Consider the following 21,138-nt stretch of genomic DNA (forward strand, 5'->3'; position numbering starts at 1 on the left):
GCGGGGGTAACCGCATGCCCACTCAAAGGCACGAACACCATTGCCCCACGACCAAAGCGGAGGAGCGGACAGCGACGAAGCGCCCCCGGTTCCCGAGACCTCTGCGGGGGCAAAACAGCACTTCAGCTCGTGCGGCGCGGCAAGATCAGGCCGATCTGACGCTTGCGTCGACCCCGGACCACCCGCGACCAGGGCTTGGCTTCGGGCGGCGGGCTCGTGGGCGGGAGGCGCCTGGACAGCGGCTCGAGTCCGCCGCGCTCGCGCGCTCGCATGGTGACCCCTCGCCCCAGCTCGTCACGGAGCTGGGCGGCCTCGGGGTTCTCGTCCGCCGATTCCTTGGCCTGCGTCATCGCCCTCCACCTCGCTCGACAAAGACGGCCCGCCCTGCGCGACCCCTCTCCTCCGGCGCCTTCACGAGTATCGCAGTCCCTGCGCAATCGCAATCGATCTACTCGTGCAAAGTGGAGCGATAGCGTCGAGCGGCTTCGAGCATCGACACGCCCGCGAAACCTGGGCGCAGCGGGTGTTCCCACGCGCGTGGCCGGGCTCGGAGTGCAGGTCTACCCTTTCACTCTGATTCGATTGTACCCAGCTGCGTTCGAATCAAGACAGCTCGAAGTCCAAGAGCCGTCCCGCGGCGTCGATGCGCGTGGCCCAGACCCGCTCGGAGCCCTGGTGGTCCGAGGCGGAGAAGCTCAGCCGCGCGCCGAAGCCGAAGTCGACGGCATCGAAGGACTCGAGGGCCTCGACCAGGGCCTCGCGGTCGTCCGAGCGACCGCTGCGGCGCAGGGCCTCGACGACCATGTCCCCGACGATGTAGCCCTCGAGGGAGACGAAGCTCGGCGTGGCTCCAGGCCGGTGGGCGGCCAGGGCCTCGCGGTAGCGCAGGACACCGTTCGCCGAGGACTCGGGGTGGGGCACCACCTGGGTGATCAGCATGCCCTCGGGGTTCCCGCCCAGGGCCCGCAGCTCGTCGACGAACAGCTTCCCGGCGATGGGGGAGATCCCGGCGCAGCGCGGGGCGTCGTCGAGCCTCGACAGATCCGCGACGAACTGGGCGGCCGCGCGGTAGGCCGCGACCAGGAGCACGACCTGCACCTGGGAGCGCGCGGACACGGCCTCGAGGGCCGCGTGCACGTCCATGGTGTTGCTGGGGTAGCGCGCGACCTGGATCGCGTCGAAGTCGTGGAAGCCGTCGGCGGCCAGGGCCCGGCGGATGCCGTCGAGGCCCGACTCGCCGTAGCTGTCGTCCTGGGCCAGCACGGCGAAGCCCGTCGGCGGGATCTTCTCGCGCCGCCGAAAGTGCTGGACGAGGGCCTGGGCCTCGCGCCCGTAGCCGGCGCGATAGTTGAACACGTAGCGGTCCGGGGGGTCGTGGCGCAGATGTCGAGCCCCCGAGTGCGAGCCGATCATCGGGAGCCCGGCCGCGTTGACGAGCTCGAGGCTCGCGGCCGTCGTGCGCGTGCCGACGCAGCCGACCACGGCGAGCTTGTCCTTGGCGAAGCGCTCGACGTTGGCCCGGGCGCGCTCGCTCTCGTAGCCGTCGTCGAGGACCTCGAGCTCGATGGGCCGACCGCGACCCAGCTCGCCCGCTTCGTTGGCTTGGGCAAAGCGCACCTCCAGGCCCTCGGCCACGCCCCGCCCGACCCCGCCCGCCGGCCCCGAGAGCGCGCCGCTCATGCCGAGCCGGATGGGCTTGGAGCGGAGCTGGATCGCCACGCCCACGCCCATCCCGATCGCCGCTCCGAGCCCGCCCAGGCCCATGAGCACGGCCCGGCGCGAGAGCGGAGCCCGCTGCTTCGACGCGCCCCCACGCGTCGCCGCGATCTTGCCCGTGTCCAGCCACGGCCCGAGCCCGCTGCGCTCGCGTCGGGGCATGTCCTGGTCGACGCCGATCAGGGCCTCGATGAGGGCCTCGACGGAGTCGAAGCGATCCTCGATGTCCAGCTCGAGGGCTCTGGCCATCACGGCGTCGAGGCCCCTGGGCACGCCCTGGGCTCCGATCCTCAGCTCCGCCGAGTTGCCCGCGAGCTGGTTCATGACCACCGCCGGCCCGGTCTTGCCCGGGAAGGCCGAGCGCTTGGTCAGCATGAAGTAGAGCACCGCCCCGAGGGCGTAGACGTCGGTCTGCAGGGTGACCTCGCCGCTCGACATCTGCTCCGGCGCGACGTAGCCCGGCGTACCCAGGAACTCGCCCTCGGCGGTCAGCCCCGTGGTGTCGGGGTCGAGGTCGCGGGCCAGACCAAAGTCGAAGATCTTGACCCGCCGACCGCCGTCGCCGTCGTCGACCAGGAGCACGTTGTTGGGCTTGAGGTCACGGTGGACCAAGCCCGCGCGGTGGAAGGCCTGCACGCCGCTGCACAGCTGGCCAAAGAGCTCCCGCACTTCCTCCCAGCGCAGGCCGCCCTCGGGCACGTAGTCGCCGAGGGTGACCCCCTCGAGCAGCTCCATGATCAGGTAGCAGCGCCCTTCTCGGGTGTTGCCGCCGTCGATGACGCGGACGATGTTGGGGTGGTCCAGGCGACTCGACAGTCGGACCTCTCGGAGGAAGCGGCGAACCATGGCCGGATCCGCGCTCCGTTCGAGCCGCATGACCTTGATGGCTACCGGGCGGTCCAGGGACAACTGAGTGCCACGATAGACCCGGCCCATTCCGCCGGAGCCAATGAAGGATTCGATCTGATAGGCATCGCCGATGACCGAGCCGAGCAGCGGGTCGGCCTGCGCTTCGATGACGAGCGTCGCCCCGTCCACGGGACATGTGTCCCCGGACTCGTACACCGCCTCGCAGAGCGGGCAGTAGCGCGAGCGTGACGACTCGCGCGGGGCCTCGGCCGCCATGGGCCGAGGGTAGCCAAGAACGCGCGCGCCCGCAGCTTCTGCACTGCGAGATTCACACCAAATCGGATCCTAGCGAGCGCGACAGACCCTGACTTTTGACTCAGAGGGTCGGCCAAAACGAGTTTGGCCAACCCTCTGACTATTTTAGCCGTCGTGGACGACGCCACGCCCTCCCTGCCCCACGTCCACGACTCAGGAACTGCGTACGGCCTCAGCCCTTGTTTCCACGTCGACGCTTGGCTTCGCGGCGCGTGGCTTCGCCAGACTCGAGCATGCTCCGGAGCACCTGCTCCATCTCCTGCGCGAACAGCAGGCGGACCGTCTCTGGCCCGACCTCGCGCAGCTCCATGAACGCCCGCGTGATCGCCTGAACGGAGTTTTGCCGACCGAAGCCCTCGCCAGCGTGGGTGACGAAGTGCTCGGCGACCTCGGAGGCCGCGGCCGCGAGGTGACGACGCAGGATCGACATGGCGCCGGCGGTGACGTCGACGTGCACCCCTGCCTGCTCCAAGGTGGCAGCGATCGTCAGCATCGCCGGACTGTTCACGAGGTAGTCCTCGCCTTGGGGCTCGATGAACTTGGCCCGCACGAGCTCGGCGATGACCCCGGCGCGGCGCGGCCCGAGGCGCTTCAGGAGGTCCTCGCGCGAGACGATCTGCGCCCCGTCGTCGATCCAGGCCCGGGACATCTGGTCCTCGAGGCCCAACCACTCCTCGAGCACGACGCCGCCCCCGTCGAGCTTCTCGACGAGCTCGCGGATGGCCCGCATGCGCAGCCCTCGATCTTGGAGCTGCCCGATGAGCTCGAGGCGCTCGACGTGGTGCGGGCTGTAATAGGCGACGCGTCCGCGCTTTTCGGGCTTCGGCAGCACGCCGCTCGACTGGTAAAAACGAATTGTGCGGCTGGGCACACCGCTGAGCCCAGACAGCTCGTCGATGGTGTAGCTCGGCGCGCTCGCGTCAGCGCCAGGCTCGGCGGCGGCCTTGGCAGACGCCACCCCGGCGCGACCCGACAAAGGCTCCGTATCCACGGCTTTGGCCGCGCCCGAAGGCGTTTTGGCGACGCGGCGCTGCGTCCTCCGTTGCTGCCGTCGAGCCTTGCGCTCGTTGGTCTTGGCCTCGGCCATGCCACTCATTGGCTAGCCCCATGCTGCTCTCCGGGCAAGGGCCGGCTCAGCCGGTGAACCTCGACGAAGGCTTTCCACGCCGTTCGCGGCCAGCTCTCGGAGCGGTAGCGAATCCCGTGAGCCTCCGCGGCAGCGCGGACACGCGGCGCGAGTTCGCGCAGCCGGTTGGTGGGCAAGGTCGGGAACAGGTGATGCTCGATCTGAAGATCCAGCGCCCCGCACAGCAGCGACAGGACGTGGCTGACCTCGTAGTTGTTCGCGGCCTCGACCTGCATGGCGTAGCGCTCGCCCTTGCACGCCGGTCGCGTGCCTTCGGGGAAGGTCGCCGTCTCCTCGCCGACGTGCCCACAGATGATGGTCAGCGCCGAGTACACGTCGCGGATGCGCTCCGAGACGAAGGTGCCCAGGAGCGAGCGCAGCAACAGCAAGGGAATCGCCGCCGGCCCGAGCAGCAGCGCGCCCACCAAGGTGCACAGCACCGGCGCGAGCAGGTACTCGCGCGCGTAGTAAGGCAGGAACTTCCGCATCGCTCGCCAGTAGGCGTCGCGCTTGCTGGTCTTCGAGTCGTCCTCGAGGAAGTCGAAGCCGCCGCGCCCGTTGCCGCTCACGGCGTCGCTGACCCCTGCGAAGTGCAGGTTCATCAGCGAGGTGAAGTGGGGGAAGAGGACCAGGAACATGAACGGAACCTGGAAGTAGTTGCGTGCGCGGTGGGGCGTGTCCTCGGTCAGGCGGATCGGGCCGAAGTGGATGTCGGCGTCGTGGCCGGCGACGTTGGTCAGCCCGTGGTGCCGGCCGTTGTGCCCGCGCAGCCACGACGGCTCGTCGATGGGCACCTGCCAGCGAAAGCGCTTGCTGTGGTAGCGGCCCGCCCCTTCCACGCGGTTGAAGGCGCCGTGGAGCACGGTGTGCCCGATCTCCATGAACTGCAGCTGCTTGTAGGCAGCCAGCGCCAGCGAGCCGACGACGAAGCCGAGCACGCCGGGACCGGCGGCGATCAGCCCGCGGCCGACGGCCTCGAGCATCCGCGAGAAGGCGTCGAAGCGCTTGATTCGGTTGAGGTCCTCGGTGCCGACTTTGGCCTGAGCCTCCCGCCGCAGGCCCTCGATGGCCTGACCAAAGGAGCGGTATCGCTCGGCGTCGTTGCTCCAAGCCGGCTCTTTGGCCTGCTCGGGCTCATGGGCAAAATGCGCACTGAACGCGGTTTGAGAGCTCTCATGGCCCGTTTGACTCGCTTCAGGATTCACTGAACCAGCAGTAACCGTGACAGTGTTTGCTGTCAACTAGAACTCGGTCACTGGTCCGTCACAGCTCGGCCTCCAAAATCGTGACATGGACCACACCGGGCTCGGGACCCGCGTACCGGCGTGCGCGAGGCCCCGTCCGCGCCGGGCCCTCGCCGCTACCATCGCGCCGCCTCAGCGGCCCCTCGACCCATGCCGAGCTCCGTGATCCTCATCTTTGTCGTCATCTACGCCTTCGCGGCGCTCTTGATGGTCACGCTCCACTACGCCTACGTCTCCGAGCGCTCCGACGACTACAAGATCTACCCCTACAAGCCCCGGCGGCTGACCTTCATGGCCCGCGCGCGCAACATCGGCGGCAACATGGCGATGTCCGGGGCCGGCCTCGTGCTCGTGGCCGTGTTCCTGCCCGAGCGGCTGTTCGACACGGGTGAGGCCAGCGTCGTGCGCATCGTCGGGGAGACCCTGGGCGTCCTCGCCATCTACGACTTTGGCTACTACTTCCTCCACCGCTACGCCTTCCACGAGTGGAAGTGGATGAGCAAGGTTCACGTCATGCACCACACCAACAAGAAGCCGACGGTGGCGGAGAGCCTGTTCGCGCACCCCCTCGAGATCGGCCTGGGCGTGGTGCTGTTCATCCTCAGCATGCTGATCGTCGGCCCGATCACCCCGCTGGCCTTCGCCGGCTCGTTCGCGGTGTTCACCCTGTTCAACCTGCTGATCCACTCGGGCTTGGACTTTCGCCATCCCCTGCTTCGACCCTTCGCCTATCTCGCGCGCAAGCACGCCCGGCACCACGCGAGCATGCGCGCGGGCAACTACGCCAGCATCTCGCCCCTGCCAGACATCGTGTTCGGCACCGCCGAGTAGACCGGGAGCCACCACCAAAAAAGAGCTCGAGATTTTTTCTCGAGTTTTTTTGTGTCCGCTGTCGATCCTCGCCGAGCCCGTCCGTCGGGAGGGTGAGGCCCGCCCACAACCCGCGGGTCAACCACCGACACCACAGGACACACCATGGCTCTGAGCAACAACACTTTTTGCTGGAACGGCATCGTCACCACCGACATCGAGCGCACCCTCGCCTTCTTCCCCGAGGTCCTCGGCTGGACCGAGCAGCGCGTCGAGATGGACGGCGAGACCATCATGTTCGCCGCGGGCGGCGAGCCCCTGGCCCACGTCCGCGGGCCGCAGATGGAGGGCGAGCCGAGCTGGTGGAACAACTACCTGCGCGTCGAGGACGTCGACGCCGCCGCCGAGGCGACCCGTGCCGCCGGCGGCGAGGTCCTCGTGCCGCCCACGGACATCATCCCCGGCCGCTTCGCCACGGTGAAGACCCCCTCGGGCGCCGTGTTCACCCTGTTCAAGGAGGCCAAGGCCGACGACAGCGACGCCGGGCTCGGCGTGGGCAAGCTGCACTGGGTCGACCTGCACTCCAAGGACCTCGACGCCGACCTGGCCTACCTCCGCGACCACCTGAAGTTCGAGACCCAGACCATGGACATGCCGACCGGGCCGTACACGATCCTCGATCCCGAGGGGAAGGCCCGGGCCGGGGTCATGGCCGGGCAAAACCCCCAGGCGCCCTCGATGTGGGCGGCGTGGATCCACGTCGAGAGCGTCGACGACACCCTCGGCCGGGCGCGCAACGCCGGCGGCAAGGTGGTCGCCGAGCCCTGGGACGTGCCCGGCGTCGGTCGCCTCGCCCTGCTGAGCGACCCGGCGGGCGTCACCTTTGGCGTGATCACCCCGCCCGCCAACTGACCCAAACCCCTGGGCGGAGACACGGCGCTCCGGATGGGTTAGATCGGGCGGACCGATGGCCGCCCGCTTCATCGCCTTCGACCCTCAACCGTCGGCGGACCCCCTCCCGGAGCGCTTCCCCAGCCCCTTTCGCCCGGGCACGCCCCACCCCCTCGCCGAACGGGCCGCCCGGGCCCTCCGCGCCTGGCTCGAGGCCAACCCCGAGGCCCTCGACCCGGCGCGCTTTCGCGGCCGCTTCGGCGGCAAGATGTTCGGCGTGCTCGTCGTCCGCGAGGCGAGCGGGCGCCTGGGCTACCTGCAGGGCTTCGCCGGGGCCTTTGGCGATCGCCGCGTGGTCGAGGGCTTCGCCCCGCCCACCTACGACGTCCCCGCCTTCGAAGCCCTGTGGACCGGCGGGAGCGCGACGATCCGCGCGTGGGACCGACGCATCGCCGCCCTGCGCCCGGCGGTCGAGGCCGGCGACCATCGAGCCGCCGCCGAGCTCGAGACCCTGATCCTGGCCCAGCGCAGCTACTCCCAGGCCCTGCACCAGGACATCTACGCGACCTACCGCATCGTCAACGCCCGCGGCGAGCGGGCCGACCTCCCGGCCCTGTTCGCGCCCCTGCCTCCCCCGGGCGGCGCGGGCGACTGCGCCGGGCCCAAGCTGCTCGCCGCCGCCCTGGCCATGGAGCTGACGCCCGTGGCCATGGCCGAGTTTTGGTGGGGCGGCCCCCCGCCGGCCGGAGGCCGACAGCACGGCGTCTACTACCCGGCTTGCCGGGGCCGCTGCGCCAAGCTCCTGCCCTTCATGCTCGAGGGCATCGACTGCGAGCCCGCCCCCGACGTCGGCCTGGGCCAGGTCCCCGACGACGCGCCGCGGGTCGTCTACGAAGACGACGATCTGCTCGTCGTCGACAAGCCCCCAGGGATGCTCTCGGTCCCCGGCCGCGGCCCCCGTCGGCGCGACAGCGTCGAGTACCGGCTCAAGGCGCGCGCCAACCCGGACGCCATCGAGGCCGCCGTCGCGGCGCAGTCCAAATCCAAGCCGCCCGCGGGCAGCGAGGCCAGGACAGCAGCCGGCCCGCGCCTCGACCAGCTGTGGCCGCGCCTGGTCCACCGCCTCGACCTCGCGACCTCGGGCCTGCTGATCGCCGCCAAGCACCGCGAGGCCTACGTCGCCCTCCAGCGCCAGTTCTCTTCGCGGCAGATCGGCAAGCGCTACGTGGCCCTGGTCCGCGGTCCGCTCCCCGACGCGCTCGGCGAGGGCGGCGAGATCGAGCTGCCCCTGGCCCGCGACCTCGACGATCGCCCGCGCCAAAAGGTCGACCGCCGCGAGGGCAAGGTCGCGCGGACGCGCTGGCAGCTCCTCGCCCACGAGCCCGAGCACGCCGCCAGCCGCGTCGCGCTCTACCCCCACACGGGCCGCACCCACCAGCTGCGCCTGCACGCCGCCCACCCCGAGGGCCTCGACGCGCCCCTCGTCGGCGACCTGCTCTACGGCTACGGCGAGGGCGCCCGGCTCATGCTCCACGCCGAGCGCCTGACCTTCCTGCACCCGACCCGCGGCGAGCCCATGGAGCTCCGCTCCCCCTGCCCGTTTTAGGCGCCCGGGTCTCCCTCGAGCCGCGGCAGCTCGACGCGGAAGATCGTGCCTTCGCCCACGCGCGAGCGCACCTCGACCCGGCCGCCCGCGCGCTCGACCAGGCCGAGGACGATGGTCAGGCCCAGCCCCGTCCCCCGGCCTTCGCTCTTGGTCGTGAAGAAGGGCTCAAAGATCGCCCGCCGCGTCGCCTCGTCCATGCCCACGCCTCCATCCTCGACCTCGAGGGCGACCCAGCCCGGCGTCTCGGCACAAACGCGCACCGCGATGCGCCCGTCCTCCGCCTGCGCCTCGATGGTCGCGTCGCGGGCGTTGACCACCAGGTTGAGCAAGATCTGTTGCAGCTCCACCGGCCGCAGCGCCACCCAGCTTGGACGCTCGATCAGCGCCGCGTCGAGCACCAGGCCGCGCGGCAAGACTCGCCGGAGCAGGCGGATCACCCCCGGCAAGGCCGCGCTGAGCTCGACGCGGGGAGGCGCCCCCATGCCCGCTTCAGGCTCCGAGCGAGAGAAGCCCAAGAGCTGACGACACAAAGCCCGCGCCGCGGCCACGGCCTGCTCGATCTCTGCGAGGTGTTCGCGACCTGGCGCCGGTTCCCCACCCACCTCCAACTCCAACTCCAGCTCCTCCGCCGACGCCGAGATGACCTGGAGCAGGTTGTTGAAGTCGTGGGCGATGCCGCCGGTCATCTGCCCGACCAGCTCGAGGCGTTGGTTGTGGACCAGCGCGCGCTCGAGCTCCTGCCGCTCCCGCTCGACTCGCTCGCGCTCTTCGACCTCACGACCGAGGGCCCTGGACTGCTGCTCGAGCTCGGCGTAGGCTGCGGCCAGGCGCGCGTGCTGCCGCTCGAGCACGTCGAGCTCCAGCTCCACGTCCCCACGGATCCGACGCTGGCTCAAGCGCAGGCGCAGGGCCTCCCACGCGCGCACGACCAGCCAGCGCTGCTCGGGCACGTGGATCCGCCAGTGACCGCCGCGGGCGTCGATCGTCGCCTCGACCCGGGACTCCGGCTGACCCAGCAGGTCCGGCAAGCTCTCGAGCTGCCCCGTGAGCGCCTCGAACAGCGCCAGGCATCCGCGGTAGGGCTCGGGCACGCGAATGCGCAGATCGATCACCCCCGCCTCGGCCTCGCTGTAGCGCATGGACATGAAGGGGTAGGCGGTGCGGTGCTGGATCCGAAAGGACAGCCGGTAGAGGCGGCGCACGGTCATGAGCCCGCGCAGCAGCGGCTCGAGGGGGTGCGCCTCGATCTCCACCCCGCGCCGGTTGCTCTTGCGCCCGACCTCGATCATCGCCTCGCGGCTCCCCGCCGCCTCCCGGGCCAGATCGAAAAAGCGCGCCATCTTGTCCCAGGGCACCCGCTCGCCGCTGACGAGGTACTCCTCGAGCCCTGCCTGTTCGATCCAGGCCCGCGGATCCCCGTCGGCGATCAGCTGTTCTGTCGCGCTGACGCACGCGCGCAGGACCCGATTGTGGACATCGGCCATCTTTCGCGATTCCCTATCATGATATCTCGACATCGTCCCACCCGCGCGCCCTTCCCCAGCGACGAGCCCCACCTGCGAGTTGGCCCCCGCTCGGCTTCGCCCCAATTTTGCCAGGCTCACACCGCTATCATCACGGAGGTGCAGGGACGCGAGATCGAGATTGTCCGCGGAGAGTCCACGCGATCCATGCCGGGCTTCGCCGCCTTGCCCGCGGGTGCCGAGCGCGGCGTCGTCGTCATCCACGAGATCCTCGGGCGCCAGCCCGAGATCGATCGCGTGATCGAGCGCTTCGCCGAGCGAGGCTACGCCGCCGTCGGCCCCGACCTGTTCCACGGCCGCCGCCGCCTCGCTTGCATCCGCCAGGCCCTGTCCATGTTCGAGACCGGCGAGGGCCCCCTCGCCGACGGCATCACCGACGCCCGGGATTGGCTGTGCGCCGAGGCGAGCCTGAGCCCCGAGCGCGTCGGGGTCATCGGCTTTTGCATCGGCGGCGGCATGGCCCTCGCCGTCGCCCCGCGCTTCGCCGCCGTCTCGACCAACTACGGCGACCTGCCCAAGGCCGAGCTGCTCCGCCGCAGCCCGCCGATCCTCGGCTGCTACGGCGGCCGCGACCGCCTGTTCGGCCGCAACGGCCCGCGCCTCGAGCAGCTCGTGGATCCCCTCGGCGTATCCTGCGAGACCCACACCTTCCCCACCGTCGGCCACTCCTTCCTGACCGACGGCCACCACCCGCTGATGTACGCGCTCAGCCGACCGCTCCTGGGCATCCGCTGGGACCCCGAGGTCGCCGAGCGGGGCTGGCTCGAGATCATGGCCTTCTTCGATCGCCACCTGTGAACGCCGCGATGTCTCCCGCGCTCCCGCTGTTCGTCTACGGGACCTTGCCCGCTCCGCCCCGAGCACGGCAGCGGACGACCGCGCATCACCTCCGGCGACTGGCGCCGCGAGTCAGAGCTCGTCGATGCAGGCCACCGCGGTCCACGGCGCCGCCAGGTTGTTGCAGCTGTGGCCCATGTTCCCGATCTCCATCGTCGTCCCGTCCTCCGTGTCGACCGCGTACAGGTGCCCGTCCGTGCACGCGTAGAGCTCCCCCGTTTCCGGGTGCCACTCGATCCCCACCGTCCCGAAGTTGACGTCGAGGTCGACGATCTCCGACGCCAGCCCGCTGACGATGTCGACCTGGTAGAGCTTGTCGTCGTTCGCGTTGATCGCATAGAGGCCGACGATGTCGCTCGACCACGTCGAGCCCGAGAAGCCGATGTCGATGCCCAGCCCGTTGCCGACCACCGTCGACATCGCCGTCATCGTGTCCACGTCGAGGAGCACGTCCGACGCGATCGAGATCCCATACAGGCGCAGGATCTCGAGCCCGTTCGCCGTGATCCCGTTGATCCCCGTGAAGCCCATGTTGCCCACGTACTGCGTCGCGCAGGTGCAGGGATCGATGAGATCCAGCTCCTGCCCCTGGCGCGAGCCGAACAGCTCCCCGCTGATGCCAAAGGTGATCGAGGGGTAGTTCACGCTGCCCTGGAAGTTGCAGACCGTCGTCTCCACCCCCGTCGCCACGTCGATCTTGACCAGCGAGTTGATGTCGTTGCGCACGTGCAGCAGCCACGGCGCCGCCGGCTCGCCCGTGTCCGTCTCCTCCGTTCCCGTATCCCCCGTATCCGTCTCCTCCGTCCCCGTGCCTTCCGTCCCCGTCTCCCCCGTCTCTCCCGTCGAGTCGTCCGTCTCCGAAGATCCGTCCGTCTCCGTGTCCGTGTCCGTCGAGCTGTCCGTCTCCGTGTCCGTCGAGCTGTCCGTCTCCGACTCCGTCGAGCTGTCCGTCTCCGAAGAGCCGTCCGTCTCCGTCGTCGTCCCCGAGCTCCCCGACTCCTCCGCCGTCTCCTCCCCCGAGCTGCTCTCGTCCGAGCTCCCGACCTCGTCATCCGTCCCCGCCTCCCCCGCGCTCTCCGAAGCACCATCATCCGCGCACCCGAGCGCGAGCAGCGAGAGCGAAAGCAGAGTCGTCAGGGGGGTCACCGAGCGCAGCCAAGTCATGTCCATCTCTCCAATTCTCGGCCGCGAGCGGCCGCTCGAAGTCTATCGGCTGCACTCGGGCGCATGTGGCGCTACGGGCGCTCTAGTGAACGGATGGTCTCGGAAAATCGTTGTTGCGGCAGGGTGCGAGCCGATGCTAGACCCTCCCTCCGCCGCGGGAGTAACTCAGTTGGTAGAGTGTCAGCTTCCCAAGCTGAATGTCGCGGGTTCGAACCCCGTCTCCCGCTCTTCGAATTCGGCGTCCTAGGGGTCCCTAGGGCGCCGATTTTCAATTCCGCCGCGAGGCGGTGCCGCTATGGTGCCGTGCGGTGATCGCACCGGCGTCGAAGCGGGTCCCTTTCGGCCTTCATTTCGGTCTGGATCCGTGTCGGCCTCGAGGTCCCGCTCAGGCGCGATCCGGTCGATCAGATCGAGCCCGATCCCCTCGGCGAGGTGGGCGTAGCGCATCGTCATCTCGATGCTCGCGTGACCCAACCACTCCTGCACCACACGCATCGGCACGCCCCGCATGACAGCGTGAGACGCGAAGGTGTGGCGCAGCATGTGCGGGTGGACGTGGCGCAGCTTCGCCGCCTTGGCGATGCGCGAGACGAAGTGCCCGACCGAGCGAAGAGACCCGCGCTCGCCGTCTGCGTTGGGGAACACCAACGCGTCCCGAGCCCGCGCCTTCGCGCCGAGGACCTCGCGGTGGACCTCGAGGGCACGGGCGACGTCCCAGGTCAGCGGGACCTCCCGCGCCTTGCCGGACTTGGGCGAGCTGACCCCGCCCGCGCGGGTGTAGCTCAGCTCCACCCGCAACGTCCGACCGGCCAAGCGCACATGCTTCCACTGGAGCGCCAGCAGCTCCCCGACGCGCAGCCCGGTGCGGGCCGCGACCAGCACGAAGACGTGCCAGTCCGGGTAGTGCTCGCGCGCCGCGGCCAAGTAGCGCTCCGCCTCCTCGAAGTCGAGGAAGTCGAAGGGCTGCTTGGTCACGCGCAGCAGCTCGATCTCCGGGACGCGATCGAGCACGCCCCACTTTTGCGCCACCCTCAGCGCGCGGCTGAGGACCATCAGATGGTTGTTGATCGTCTTGGGCTTGAGGCCCTCCCCTGCTCGCCGCCGCGTCGACGCCACCGTCGCCGCGTGCTCCGGCGACAGCTTGCGCATCTTGTAGCGGTCGATGGCCCGCGCGTCGATCTGGTCGAGGCGCAGGTCGCCGAACACCGGCAGCAAATGGTTTTTCAGGCTCGAGCGCTTGGACGCGAGCTCCGTCGCCTTGTTGAGCGTGGCCTGGTAGGCCATGAACTCCGGCGCGAACTCGGCCAAGGTGGGGACGGCTTGGGGCTTGGCCTTACGCCGCCCCGAGCCATTGGGCCCGTGGTTGTTCTCCTCATCGAAAAGGCCGGCCATCAGCTCCGCGCGAGTCTCTCGCTCGAATGCCTGGGCCGCCCGCTTGGTTTGGACTGGACTGACCTTGCGGACCCGCTTGGTCCGCCCGTCTGGGAGTTTGATGCAGACGTCGATCATCCACTTTCCGCGTGGCGAGCGTTTCACTGCCATCGGTCACCTCGTTTGGGTTGAGGCGACGCGGGGTTGACGAGGCAGTCTAACACGCCGGCCTGCTCGAAGCTCGGGGCCTGGGCAGGGTGTCGGCGGGAATCGAAGGCCTCGCTCGAGCGTCGCGTCGCCGGGAACGGATCAGGGTCAGTCGGCTGGGGAAGCGCCGCGCAGGCCTACGGGGAGCAGGCCACCGCGGCGCTCGTCAGGGATGGATGTGGAGCTTCCAGCGGGCCAGGAAGTGAAGCCGACCCGTCTTGGGATCGCGGTCCATCGCCTGAAGCGTCGCGTCCCCGCGCAGGCTGTCCTCGCTGAAGCGGATCTGCTGATGCAGGCCCTTGGTCCCGACGAGCTCGAAGCGGACCATCTCGCGGTTGATGTGGAACTCGACGTCGTCGGTGATGTAGGGCATCACCAGGTCGTAGGACGTGCCCGGGTAGATGTCGTAGGGCTTCGCCGTCGGCTCGCTCGGCACGAGCCTCCCGCCCGCGCGGCCGTACTTGCCGTAGCCCTCGATCCCGTTGGGCTTGGGCCGCGCCGCGAGGATGATGACGCCGCGCGGGACCTCGACCATCTCGCCGAAGCGAAAGCCGTGGCCTGCGTGGGCGCCGAGGTGCGCGGAGAACTCGGCATTCTCGCAGATCCGGGCTCGGATCACGGTGTCCTCGACGGTGCGGACTTTCGCGGTGAGGATCTCCTCGCGCTCGAGCGGGTAGCCGGGGACGGGCTCCGAGACGACGCCGAACAGGACGACGTCCTCCTGGGTGAGGTTGTCGAGGATCTCGTCGTTCGGCGGCGCCCAGCCCCCGAAGGCCTCGATGAACTCCTGCTTCACCTCCTGGGGGACCTTCTGACGATCCATGAAGCCGCCGCGCGGGCGGACCTCCTCGGGCACGATCGGCTCGGTGGTGCCGTCGTCGTCGTAGTCGTCGGGGAGGTCCTCGGGGTCGAGCTCCTCTTCCTCCTTCTTCTTCTCCCAACGGCGGTAAAGCCAAAAGGCCCCGCCGCCGACCAGCGCCGTCGCCGCGAGGGTGGCCGCGACGACTCCCATGGTTCTCATCGCCGTCATCGGGGCCTCCCATGGAGGCGCGATGCGCTCGACGCCTGCTCGTACCGCATGAGGGGATCCTGACTCAGGTCTGGCTGATCGTCGACTGATTTAAATGACAATTGTTTGAGGCCACCCTCGGGTCGAGTCGATGGGTTGGAACCATGCAAATGTGCCCGCTTTGGGTTCCTCGAAAATTGACTCATGAGAGGCTCAGACCCGTCTCAACAGAGGCTCGGGAGAGGCTCATGCGCGTCCCAAGCGAGTACCAGCCGCGTCTCAAACGAGGCTCGCAGATGGCTCAGGAGCGCTCTAAACGCGGCTGAACGAGGGCTCGTTCTCGTGGCTCACGACGCGTCAGACCCGACGCGAGGCAAGCGATACGAAAAACCACTTGCCGACTCTTCCATGTCGAATTATCCACCGACAGGAGGTTTGAAGAACATGGCAGGTGAGAAGAAGAATGTGGACACCATTCCTGTGGCGTGGGTCAATGGTCTCCAGTCACATGATGAAGAGCTCGCTATCGTACGGCTGATGTGCAAGCGAGGCGGCGGTGCCCACCGGGTCATGCTCGAGAACCCGGAGGAGTACAGCTTTGGCGACGACCCGCTCGCCGCCGGGGCGACGGAGTTCCCGGGCGCGAGCGTCGAGTGGGCGCTGCCCGACCCCGACGTCGACCCCGCAGAGCGACGGCTCGAGATCTCCGTGCTCGTCGAGGATCTGTGGAAGGTCGCCGCGGCGTGGACGATGACCCGAACCGATGGAGACTGGTGCGACTTCAGGCTCGTCGGCTACGACGTCTATGGGGAGCAGGTCATCGCCGTCGGGCGCCGGCTCGTCCTCGTGAACCAGACGGAGGACGCGACCGACCCCGAGCTCCCCAAGATCCCCAAGACCCCGCCTCGAGTCGAGCAGCCGAGCGTGCGCGTCGAGCCCTCCCGGCCGCGGATCGGGCCGCGCTCACGGCGAGAGCCCAACCGCGAGGCCGAGTGGTACGAGCGGCAGCGGGCAGACGCGAAGATCGACGCCCACCTCGACCGGCTCGCCGCCGCAAACGAGGCGATGCTCGATCATGTCTCGCGCGCCCTCGACATGGCGACGAGCTCGATCGCCGCCGCGCCCGACCTCGTCCGCGGCGCGCGCGAGATCATGCGCGAGAGCATCAACGAGCAGCGCGAGATGTTCGACCGCTACCGGGACCTCCAGGACGGGAAGTCACGGATGCAAGAGCAGGTGGTGCGCGAGGAGCACAAGACGAAGCGACGGGAGCAGCTCCTCGGGCTGTTCCACGAGGTGACCAAGATCGGCGCGGCCCTGGCCGGTCCGGTGATCCAAGAGGGCGCGCGGATCTACCTCAACCCCGAGGCGCGGTTGATCACGCAGTACGACCGCGCGCAGCAGGCGATCGGCTTCATCCTTCACAGCCTTCAAACGCCGACGCTGCTGAAGATCTTCAAGGGGAAGCGCGACCAGGCGTCAGCCTTCTTGACGGTGCTGAACACCGCGATGATCACGGAGAACGAGCGCGAGGCCCTGCTCGAGCTCGACCCGATCTTGCCGGTGTTGCGCAGCGAGACCTTCGACGAGGCCGTGAGTACCCAGCTCCGCTACGCGGCGACCTACATCATGGGCCGTATCGCGTTCTATCAGATCCCCTACTACGCCGAAGGGGCGTAGTGGGGGCTCCTCAAGCTCGGCGGCGAGGTCAGTTGGGGACGTCGGCGCCAGGGAAGTCGGCCTCGCCGTCGATGTTGACTCGAGGGTCGCCGTCGATGTCAACGATTGGGTCACCGGTGTTCCAAGTTGCGAAGGTGGAGAGGGTCTCGAAGACCGGAGAGTTCGCTACGAGATGGAAGTCTCCGTTGGCGAAGTCCACAAACCATCCAGACATGTCGTCAAACGGATCAGGGCTATCTGCCTCGAGAAATACGCCTTCCAGCGCGACACCACTACAGGCCTCTTCAGGCGCTGCCCCAAGCGTCAAGATAATCGAGTTCCGAACCGACGAGCCCGCGCCCGAATTACATGCAATTCCGGATGCGCTTCCTCCGAACCCTGCGCCAAGTGTCGACGACACGATCTCTACTGTGCCCGATGTAACGCTAACCGCGGGAATGTTCACTGCTTGAACACCAACGGAGGAGCTCCGCACATATGCGGCCCCGTTGCTTACTGTCAAGCCAGCCTGATTGCTGTTGGAAATCCGGCTGCGTGTCAGGTAGGCGGTTCCATTGAACGTCACGGCTACGCCTGAGTTCGTCGACCCGTTGAAGACTAACCGATGTAGGAAAACGGTTCCTCCGTCATCTGCTCGCAGAGACGCTCCGCTGTCATTCTCCCAGACCGGCGTTTCATCAGCCGCGGCCAAGATAGCAACACGCGTTCCACTCGCGGATACCGTGATTGATTCATTGTAGCTTCCTGCAGCCTCGTGGACGACAATTACGCCCTTCATCCCGCTCTCGATCAGAGCTTCGGCTGCACCGATCGTACAGTACGGGTTCGCCTCCGTCCCATCCGCCGCCCCACAGTTCATGTTGTCCCCATCAACGTGGATCGGCTCCACATCAAAACACGTCCCCACATCCAACTCACACGCACTCCCCGGGCACTGCTCGTGCATCGTGCACGGCACGCACGTGTTGTCCACGCAAGCCGGCGCATCCATCGGACAAGCGCTCGCATCCTCCTCCGTGCACACCACACACGCCCCGCTGCCAGCATCGCACACCGGAGAGTCGGGGTAGTCATCCGCGCACGACGTTCCCACGGCATCCCCGCAGGCCACACAGGACCCGTCGTCGCACAGCGGCGTCGCCCCATCGCACTCGTCACTCGTCACGCATTCAGGCCCGGTCGTCTCGGTCGCAGTCTCCGTCTCGGTCGCAGTCTCCGTCTCGGTCGTAGTCTCCGTCACGTCCGTGGTGTCGGTCTCGGCCGTCGTGTCCGTCCCTGTATCCTCGTCATCGCACAACCCGGCATCCCCGCCCATGCAGTACCAACACTCCGTCGGGGGCATCTCCTGGACGCAGCCGTCGTTCGGCGCATCGACACACGAGTTGTCCGTGCAGTAGGCCGTCTCCCAGTCAGGGTGGCGCTCCGCGCAGAACGCATCGCCGTTGTTGTTGTAGCAGTGGTTCGGGTTCGGCTCGATGCACCCGGCAGAGCTGCCGGAAAAAACCAAACCGATCGTAAAGGCGAAGCCGAAGAGCGCGAGGTGACGGCGTTGCATCCTTGGAAGTGTCCGTGCGCCTCCCCACGAGGTCAAGCCTCGAGGTCGGGAGAGCCTGAGACAAAAGCCCACCAAACCCAGCGCGAACACAGCCCCAAGTCACCGCACGACTACACCTGGCCCGATTTGACCTCGCCCGTCCGTCCTCCGCTCCCAGCAGCGCCTCAAGCCGCTCCCATCACCCCAGGTGCGTTACCGTGCCCCTCGTGCCGGAGCTGCGCGCACACGACCTCCGCCAACACCTCGCTCCGGCCTGGTGCTTCACCGTCGCCGGTACCTTTGGCCCTCGCTGACCTCAGCCCTCCATCAGCACGCTGTGGTGCAGCGAGTAGATCACCGCAAAGGCCATCCGCTGCTGCACCGCTGGCAGCCGCCGAATGAACTCCGCGAGCTGGTCCACCGCGTCCCGCTCCTCGTCCAGCAGCAACCCCGTCGACATCTCGAGCCCCGCGGCGATCTTGTGCAGCGTCTCTAGCGAGGGGTTGAACTTGCTCCCCTCGAGCCGCCGGATCGTGTCCGCCGAGAGCTCGGAGCGCTCCGCGAGCTCTTCTTGCGTCAAGCCCAAGTTGGCACGCAGCCGCCGCAGGCGCTTGGCAAAGAGCTTCTTCCTATCCAAAGCCGGTCGCTCCACGTGTTCGGGCATGGCTCCTCCGCTGGCTGCACGCGCGTTCGGGCGTGCGACCCATGCGAGGGTTCATGCCATGGAATCCGACGCGTCGCAAGTCAAATAGTTAGCAATCGAACTAGAACCGGAAGCGTCAGCCCGCGCCATCCAGCCAGCCCTGCAACACGCCCGCCTCCATGCCGAGCGCAGCCGCGGCCTCCTCGACGCTGCCCATGTCGCTGACAACCTGCTCCGCCAGCTCCCGGAGCATCCCTGCCCACGAGCCACTCGCCACCGTGTAGCTCGGCCGCATCCGCCCCTTCGGGGGAGCAGCCGCGGAGATCAGCGCGGCGACATCCAGGTCGAGACCTGCGGCGATCTTGGCGAGGGTGTCGAGCGAAGGCGAGAGCTGCTGCGTCTCGAGCTTCGAGATCGTCGCGTCCGCGACCCCAGCTCGCTTGGCGAGCTCGCGCTGGCTCAGCCCCAGCTCCGCCCGTCGTCCGCGGACGACCTCGGCCAGGGACTCGCGGAGACCTGCGTCGCTCATGGGGGGAGTGTGCCACTTCGGGGCGCGAGGGTGAACGCTTGCCGGTTGAGCGGCGTGAGGCCAAGGACGATTCGGGCACGAGCGCGGGGACCACTCGTGCCCCTGCGCTGGGCCCAGATCGGCCCCAGACAGCACCTCGAGGGAGCTCGTGCAGCGATCGACCGCCCAGGCGGATCGCAGCCAGACACCCCTGCCGCTGGCGTCCCAGCACGAGCGCTCGTCCCTCAGCGCGTCCCCGTTGCTAGCGCGCCAAGGTGTCAAGCATCACACCCGAACATCCGTGGGGCATGCAGCTCAGCCCCCAGGAGCTGCGTCGCTTCGACCGAGAGCTCCTCCGCTACTTCACCCGCCGCACCGGCTCCCCCGAGCTCGCCGAAGATCTCCGCCAAGAGGTCTGGCTCGCCGCCCGCCACTACCGGGGCGAAGGCCCACCCAAGAACTTCCTCCGCGCCGTCGCCCACCGCCAGCTGGTCAACCATCTCCGCCAAAAGCACCGACACCCCGCCCCACTCCCCGCCGACATCTCCAGCCCCCGGCCCTCCCCCGAACACCGCGCCCTCCAACACCAAAGCCACCGCGCCCTCCACACGGCCCTCACCGCCGTCCCCGAACCCTTCCGCCGGGGCTTCAGGACTTTGAGTGGGTCACCCCGCAGGGAACCCTGGTACGCCCCCTCCAGCCCAGGCATGCTGAGAGCCCGTGCGCGACCGAGACCTCTACGCCAAGCTCCTTGGAATCGAAGACCCCTGGTACGTCCGCGACGTTGACCCGCGCCTCGAGGCTGGGGAGGTCGAGATCTTCATCTCCCGAGACGAGCGCGCCGAGCTCCCGTGCCCAGTCTGCGGGGCCGCGGCCGGGCGCTACGACACGCGGACTCGCACCTGGAGGCACCTCGACACCATGCAGTACAAGACCCTCCTGACCGCCGAGGTCCCGCGGGTCAAGTGCGCCGAGCATGGCGTCAAGCAGCTGAAGGTGCCCTGGGCCGAGCCCGGCTCGAGGTTCACCGCGATGTTCGAGGCGCTCGTCATCGACTGGCTCAAAGAGGCCAGCGTGTCCGCCGTGGCGAGGATGCTGCGCATGACTTGGGACGAGGTCGACGGCGTCATGGCCCGAGCCGTCGCTCGGGGCCTCGAGCGCCAGCAGTCCCAGCCGCTGCGCAACATCGGCATCGACGAGACCTCGTTCCAAAAGCGCCACGAGTACGTGACCGTGGTCTACGACTGCGACCGCAAACACGTCATCGACGTCCTCGACAACCGCCGCCAGTTCGACCTCGAGGAATTCTACTTTGGCACCCCCCTCGAACACCTCCAGAGCCTGGAGTCGGTGTCGATGGACATGTGGGGGCCCTACGTCCAGGCGACGCTGATCCACGTCCCCGACGCGGAGCGGAAGATCGCCTTCGACCGCTTCCACGTCGCCAAGCACATCAACGACGGCGTCAACAAGGTGCGGGTCGATGAGCACGCCGAGCTGCGCGAGCTCGGAGACCGGACCCTGACGGGGACTCGCTACCTGTGGCTGAAGAACCCCGAGAACATGACGGCCAAGAGCCGGCTTCGCTTCGAGGCCCTGCGCGGGAGCTCGCTGCGAGTAGCGAGGGCGTGGGCGATGAAGGAGGCCGCGCGCCAGCTGTGGAGCTACGAGCGGCGGGGCTGGGCGCGGCGGGCTTGGAAGCGGCTCATCGGCTGGATGGCGCGGTCTCGACTACCGCCGATGGTCAAGGTCGGCCGGACCCTGCGAGCGCACCTGTGGGGCATCGTGAACGCGATCGTCCTCGGGGCGACGAACGCCTCACTCGAAGCGGTGAACTCGAAGATCCAGGCGCTGAAGAAACGGGCGTGCGGGTATCGGAGCCGGGCTCGGTTTCGGAGCGCGATCTTGTTTCACTGCGGGGGGCTCGAGCTCTATCCGAGCGCTCATCTCGCCCACACGAATTCCTGAAGCGCCACCTCAGTGAGGCTAGGCTGTGGCTGTCCGACGAAGCGAAGGCCCGCCCCCTCGAGGACGAGCAAGGGATCGAAGTACCCGACGTTCAAGCTGCGACGCTTCGCAGCGTCGCGGGCACCTCGCCTCCAACA

18 protein-coding genes and 1 tRNA gene are annotated in these 21,138 nt (G+C 68.3%); 8 read left to right on the top strand and 11 right to left on the bottom strand.

Features of this window, described 5'->3' with window-relative positions; all coding sequences use genetic code 11:
* Window positions 1-122: 122 nt before the first annotated feature.
* From PPSIR1_RS01805 to PPSIR1_RS01820, 4 genes are all read right to left on the bottom strand, one after another.
* Window positions 123-350 (bottom strand): hypothetical protein, encoded by a 228-nt coding sequence (locus tag PPSIR1_RS01805; RefSeq protein ID WP_006969258.1) that lies wholly within the window; start codon window positions 348-350, stop codon window positions 123-125.
* A gap of 253 nt (window positions 351-603) precedes the next feature.
* Window positions 604-2,754: an ABC transporter substrate-binding protein gene (locus PPSIR1_RS41555; RefSeq protein WP_198154432.1), complete on the bottom strand. Its 2,151-nt coding sequence runs from the start codon at window positions 2,752-2,754 to the stop codon at window positions 604-606.
* A 298-nt stretch (window positions 2,755-3,052) separates the two neighbouring features.
* Window positions 3,053-3,967: a MerR family transcriptional regulator gene (locus PPSIR1_RS41560; protein WP_006969260.1), complete on the bottom strand. Its 915-nt coding sequence runs from the start codon at window positions 3,965-3,967 to the stop codon at window positions 3,053-3,055.
* Between the two features lie 5 nt (window positions 3,968-3,972).
* Window positions 3,973-5,211 carry a fatty acid desaturase family protein gene (locus tag PPSIR1_RS01820; protein ID WP_006969261.1) on the bottom strand — a complete coding sequence of 413 codons (1,239 nt, stop codon included), beginning with the start codon at window positions 5,209-5,211 and terminating at the stop codon, window positions 3,973-3,975.
* Window positions 5,212-5,400: 189 nt separating this feature from the next.
* Here PPSIR1_RS01820 and PPSIR1_RS01825 point away from each other — a divergent pair, with 189 nt between their 5' ends.
* The 3 genes from PPSIR1_RS01825 (at window position 5,401) to PPSIR1_RS01835 (ending at window position 8,557) form a co-directional block, all read left to right on the top strand.
* On the top strand, window positions 5,401-6,081 hold the full coding sequence (locus tag PPSIR1_RS01825) for a sterol desaturase family protein (protein ID WP_006969262.1): 681 nt from the start codon (window positions 5,401-5,403) through the stop codon (window positions 6,079-6,081).
* A 144-nt stretch (window positions 6,082-6,225) separates the two neighbouring features.
* A complete protein-coding gene (locus PPSIR1_RS01830; protein ID WP_006969263.1) occupies window positions 6,226-6,972 on the top strand; it encodes a VOC family protein in 747 nt (248 codons plus the stop codon).
* Between the two features lie 55 nt (window positions 6,973-7,027).
* Entirely contained in the window at window positions 7,028-8,557 is a 1,530-nt protein-coding gene (locus tag PPSIR1_RS01835; protein WP_006969264.1) for an RluA family pseudouridine synthase, read from the top strand.
* Here the strand turns inward: PPSIR1_RS01835 and PPSIR1_RS41565 are convergent.
* The gene (locus PPSIR1_RS41565; RefSeq protein ID WP_006969265.1) at window positions 8,554-10,041 is read right to left on the bottom strand and encodes a sensor histidine kinase; all 1,488 of its coding nucleotides are present in this window, start codon (window positions 10,039-10,041) and stop codon (window positions 8,554-8,556) included. The genes PPSIR1_RS01835 and PPSIR1_RS41565 overlap by 4 nt on opposite strands.
* A gap of 138 nt (window positions 10,042-10,179) precedes the next feature.
* On the opposite strand from PPSIR1_RS41565, the gene PPSIR1_RS01845 reads away from it, so the two are divergent.
* Window positions 10,180-10,878 (top strand): dienelactone hydrolase family protein, encoded by a 699-nt coding sequence (locus PPSIR1_RS01845; RefSeq protein ID WP_157595117.1) that lies wholly within the window; start codon window positions 10,180-10,182, stop codon window positions 10,876-10,878.
* Between the two features lie 111 nt (window positions 10,879-10,989).
* Here PPSIR1_RS01845 and PPSIR1_RS01850 read toward each other — a convergent pair whose 3' ends face one another.
* Window positions 10,990-12,087, bottom strand: coding sequence for a hypothetical protein (locus PPSIR1_RS01850; protein WP_006969267.1), 1,098 nt, complete (start codon window positions 12,085-12,087; stop codon window positions 10,990-10,992).
* A gap of 148 nt (window positions 12,088-12,235) precedes the next feature.
* Between PPSIR1_RS01850 and PPSIR1_RS01855 the strand changes: the two genes are divergently transcribed.
* Window positions 12,236-12,308, top strand: a tRNA-Gly gene (locus tag PPSIR1_RS01855).
* Between the two features lie 16 nt (window positions 12,309-12,324).
* Here the strand turns inward: PPSIR1_RS01855 and PPSIR1_RS01860 are convergent.
* Window positions 12,325-13,473, bottom strand: a complete 1,149-nt coding sequence (locus PPSIR1_RS01860) for a tyrosine-type recombinase/integrase (RefSeq protein ID WP_232296416.1) — start codon at window positions 13,471-13,473, stop codon at window positions 12,325-12,327.
* 352 nt (window positions 13,474-13,825) lie between these two features.
* Window positions 13,826-14,671: a hypothetical protein gene (locus tag PPSIR1_RS01865; RefSeq protein WP_006969269.1), complete on the bottom strand. Its 846-nt coding sequence runs from the start codon at window positions 14,669-14,671 to the stop codon at window positions 13,826-13,828.
* Between the two features lie 534 nt (window positions 14,672-15,205).
* On the opposite strand from PPSIR1_RS01865, the gene PPSIR1_RS01870 reads away from it, so the two are divergent.
* A complete protein-coding gene (locus PPSIR1_RS01870) occupies window positions 15,206-16,348 on the top strand; it encodes a hypothetical protein (protein ID WP_045115191.1) in 1,143 nt (380 codons plus the stop codon).
* A gap of 28 nt (window positions 16,349-16,376) precedes the next feature.
* On the opposite strand, the gene PPSIR1_RS47285 is transcribed toward PPSIR1_RS01870, so the two are convergent.
* The 3 genes from PPSIR1_RS47285 to PPSIR1_RS41570 form a co-directional block, all read right to left on the bottom strand.
* Complete coding sequence (locus tag PPSIR1_RS47285) at window positions 16,377-17,903, bottom strand: hypothetical protein (RefSeq protein WP_157595119.1); 1,527 nt, start codon at window positions 17,901-17,903, stop codon at window positions 16,377-16,379.
* 295 nt (window positions 17,904-18,198) lie between these two features.
* The gene (locus PPSIR1_RS01875) at window positions 18,199-18,546 is read right to left on the bottom strand and encodes a helix-turn-helix domain-containing protein (RefSeq protein ID WP_006969273.1); all 348 of its coding nucleotides are present in this window, start codon (window positions 18,544-18,546) and stop codon (window positions 18,199-18,201) included.
* A 115-nt stretch (window positions 18,547-18,661) separates the two neighbouring features.
* On the bottom strand, window positions 18,662-19,054 hold the full coding sequence (locus PPSIR1_RS41570; RefSeq protein WP_006969274.1) for a helix-turn-helix domain-containing protein: 393 nt from the start codon (window positions 19,052-19,054) through the stop codon (window positions 18,662-18,664).
* A 287-nt stretch (window positions 19,055-19,341) separates the two neighbouring features.
* Here PPSIR1_RS41570 and PPSIR1_RS51145 point away from each other — a divergent pair, with 287 nt between their 5' ends.
* Window positions 19,342-19,821, top strand: coding sequence for an RNA polymerase sigma factor (locus PPSIR1_RS51145; RefSeq protein WP_086000922.1), 480 nt, complete (start codon window positions 19,342-19,344; stop codon window positions 19,819-19,821).
* On the top strand, window positions 19,754-21,001 hold the full coding sequence (locus tag PPSIR1_RS01890) for an ISL3 family transposase (protein WP_006969276.1): 1,248 nt from the start codon (window positions 19,754-19,756) through the stop codon (window positions 20,999-21,001). Before PPSIR1_RS51145 ends, PPSIR1_RS01890 begins: the two co-directional genes overlap by 68 nt.
* Window positions 21,002-21,138: the final 137 nt, after the last annotated feature.

The sequence above is a fragment of the Plesiocystis pacifica SIR-1 genome, from assembly GCF_000170895.1.
GTDB classification, from domain to species: domain Bacteria; phylum Myxococcota_A; class Polyangia; order Nannocystales; family Nannocystaceae; genus Plesiocystis; species Plesiocystis pacifica.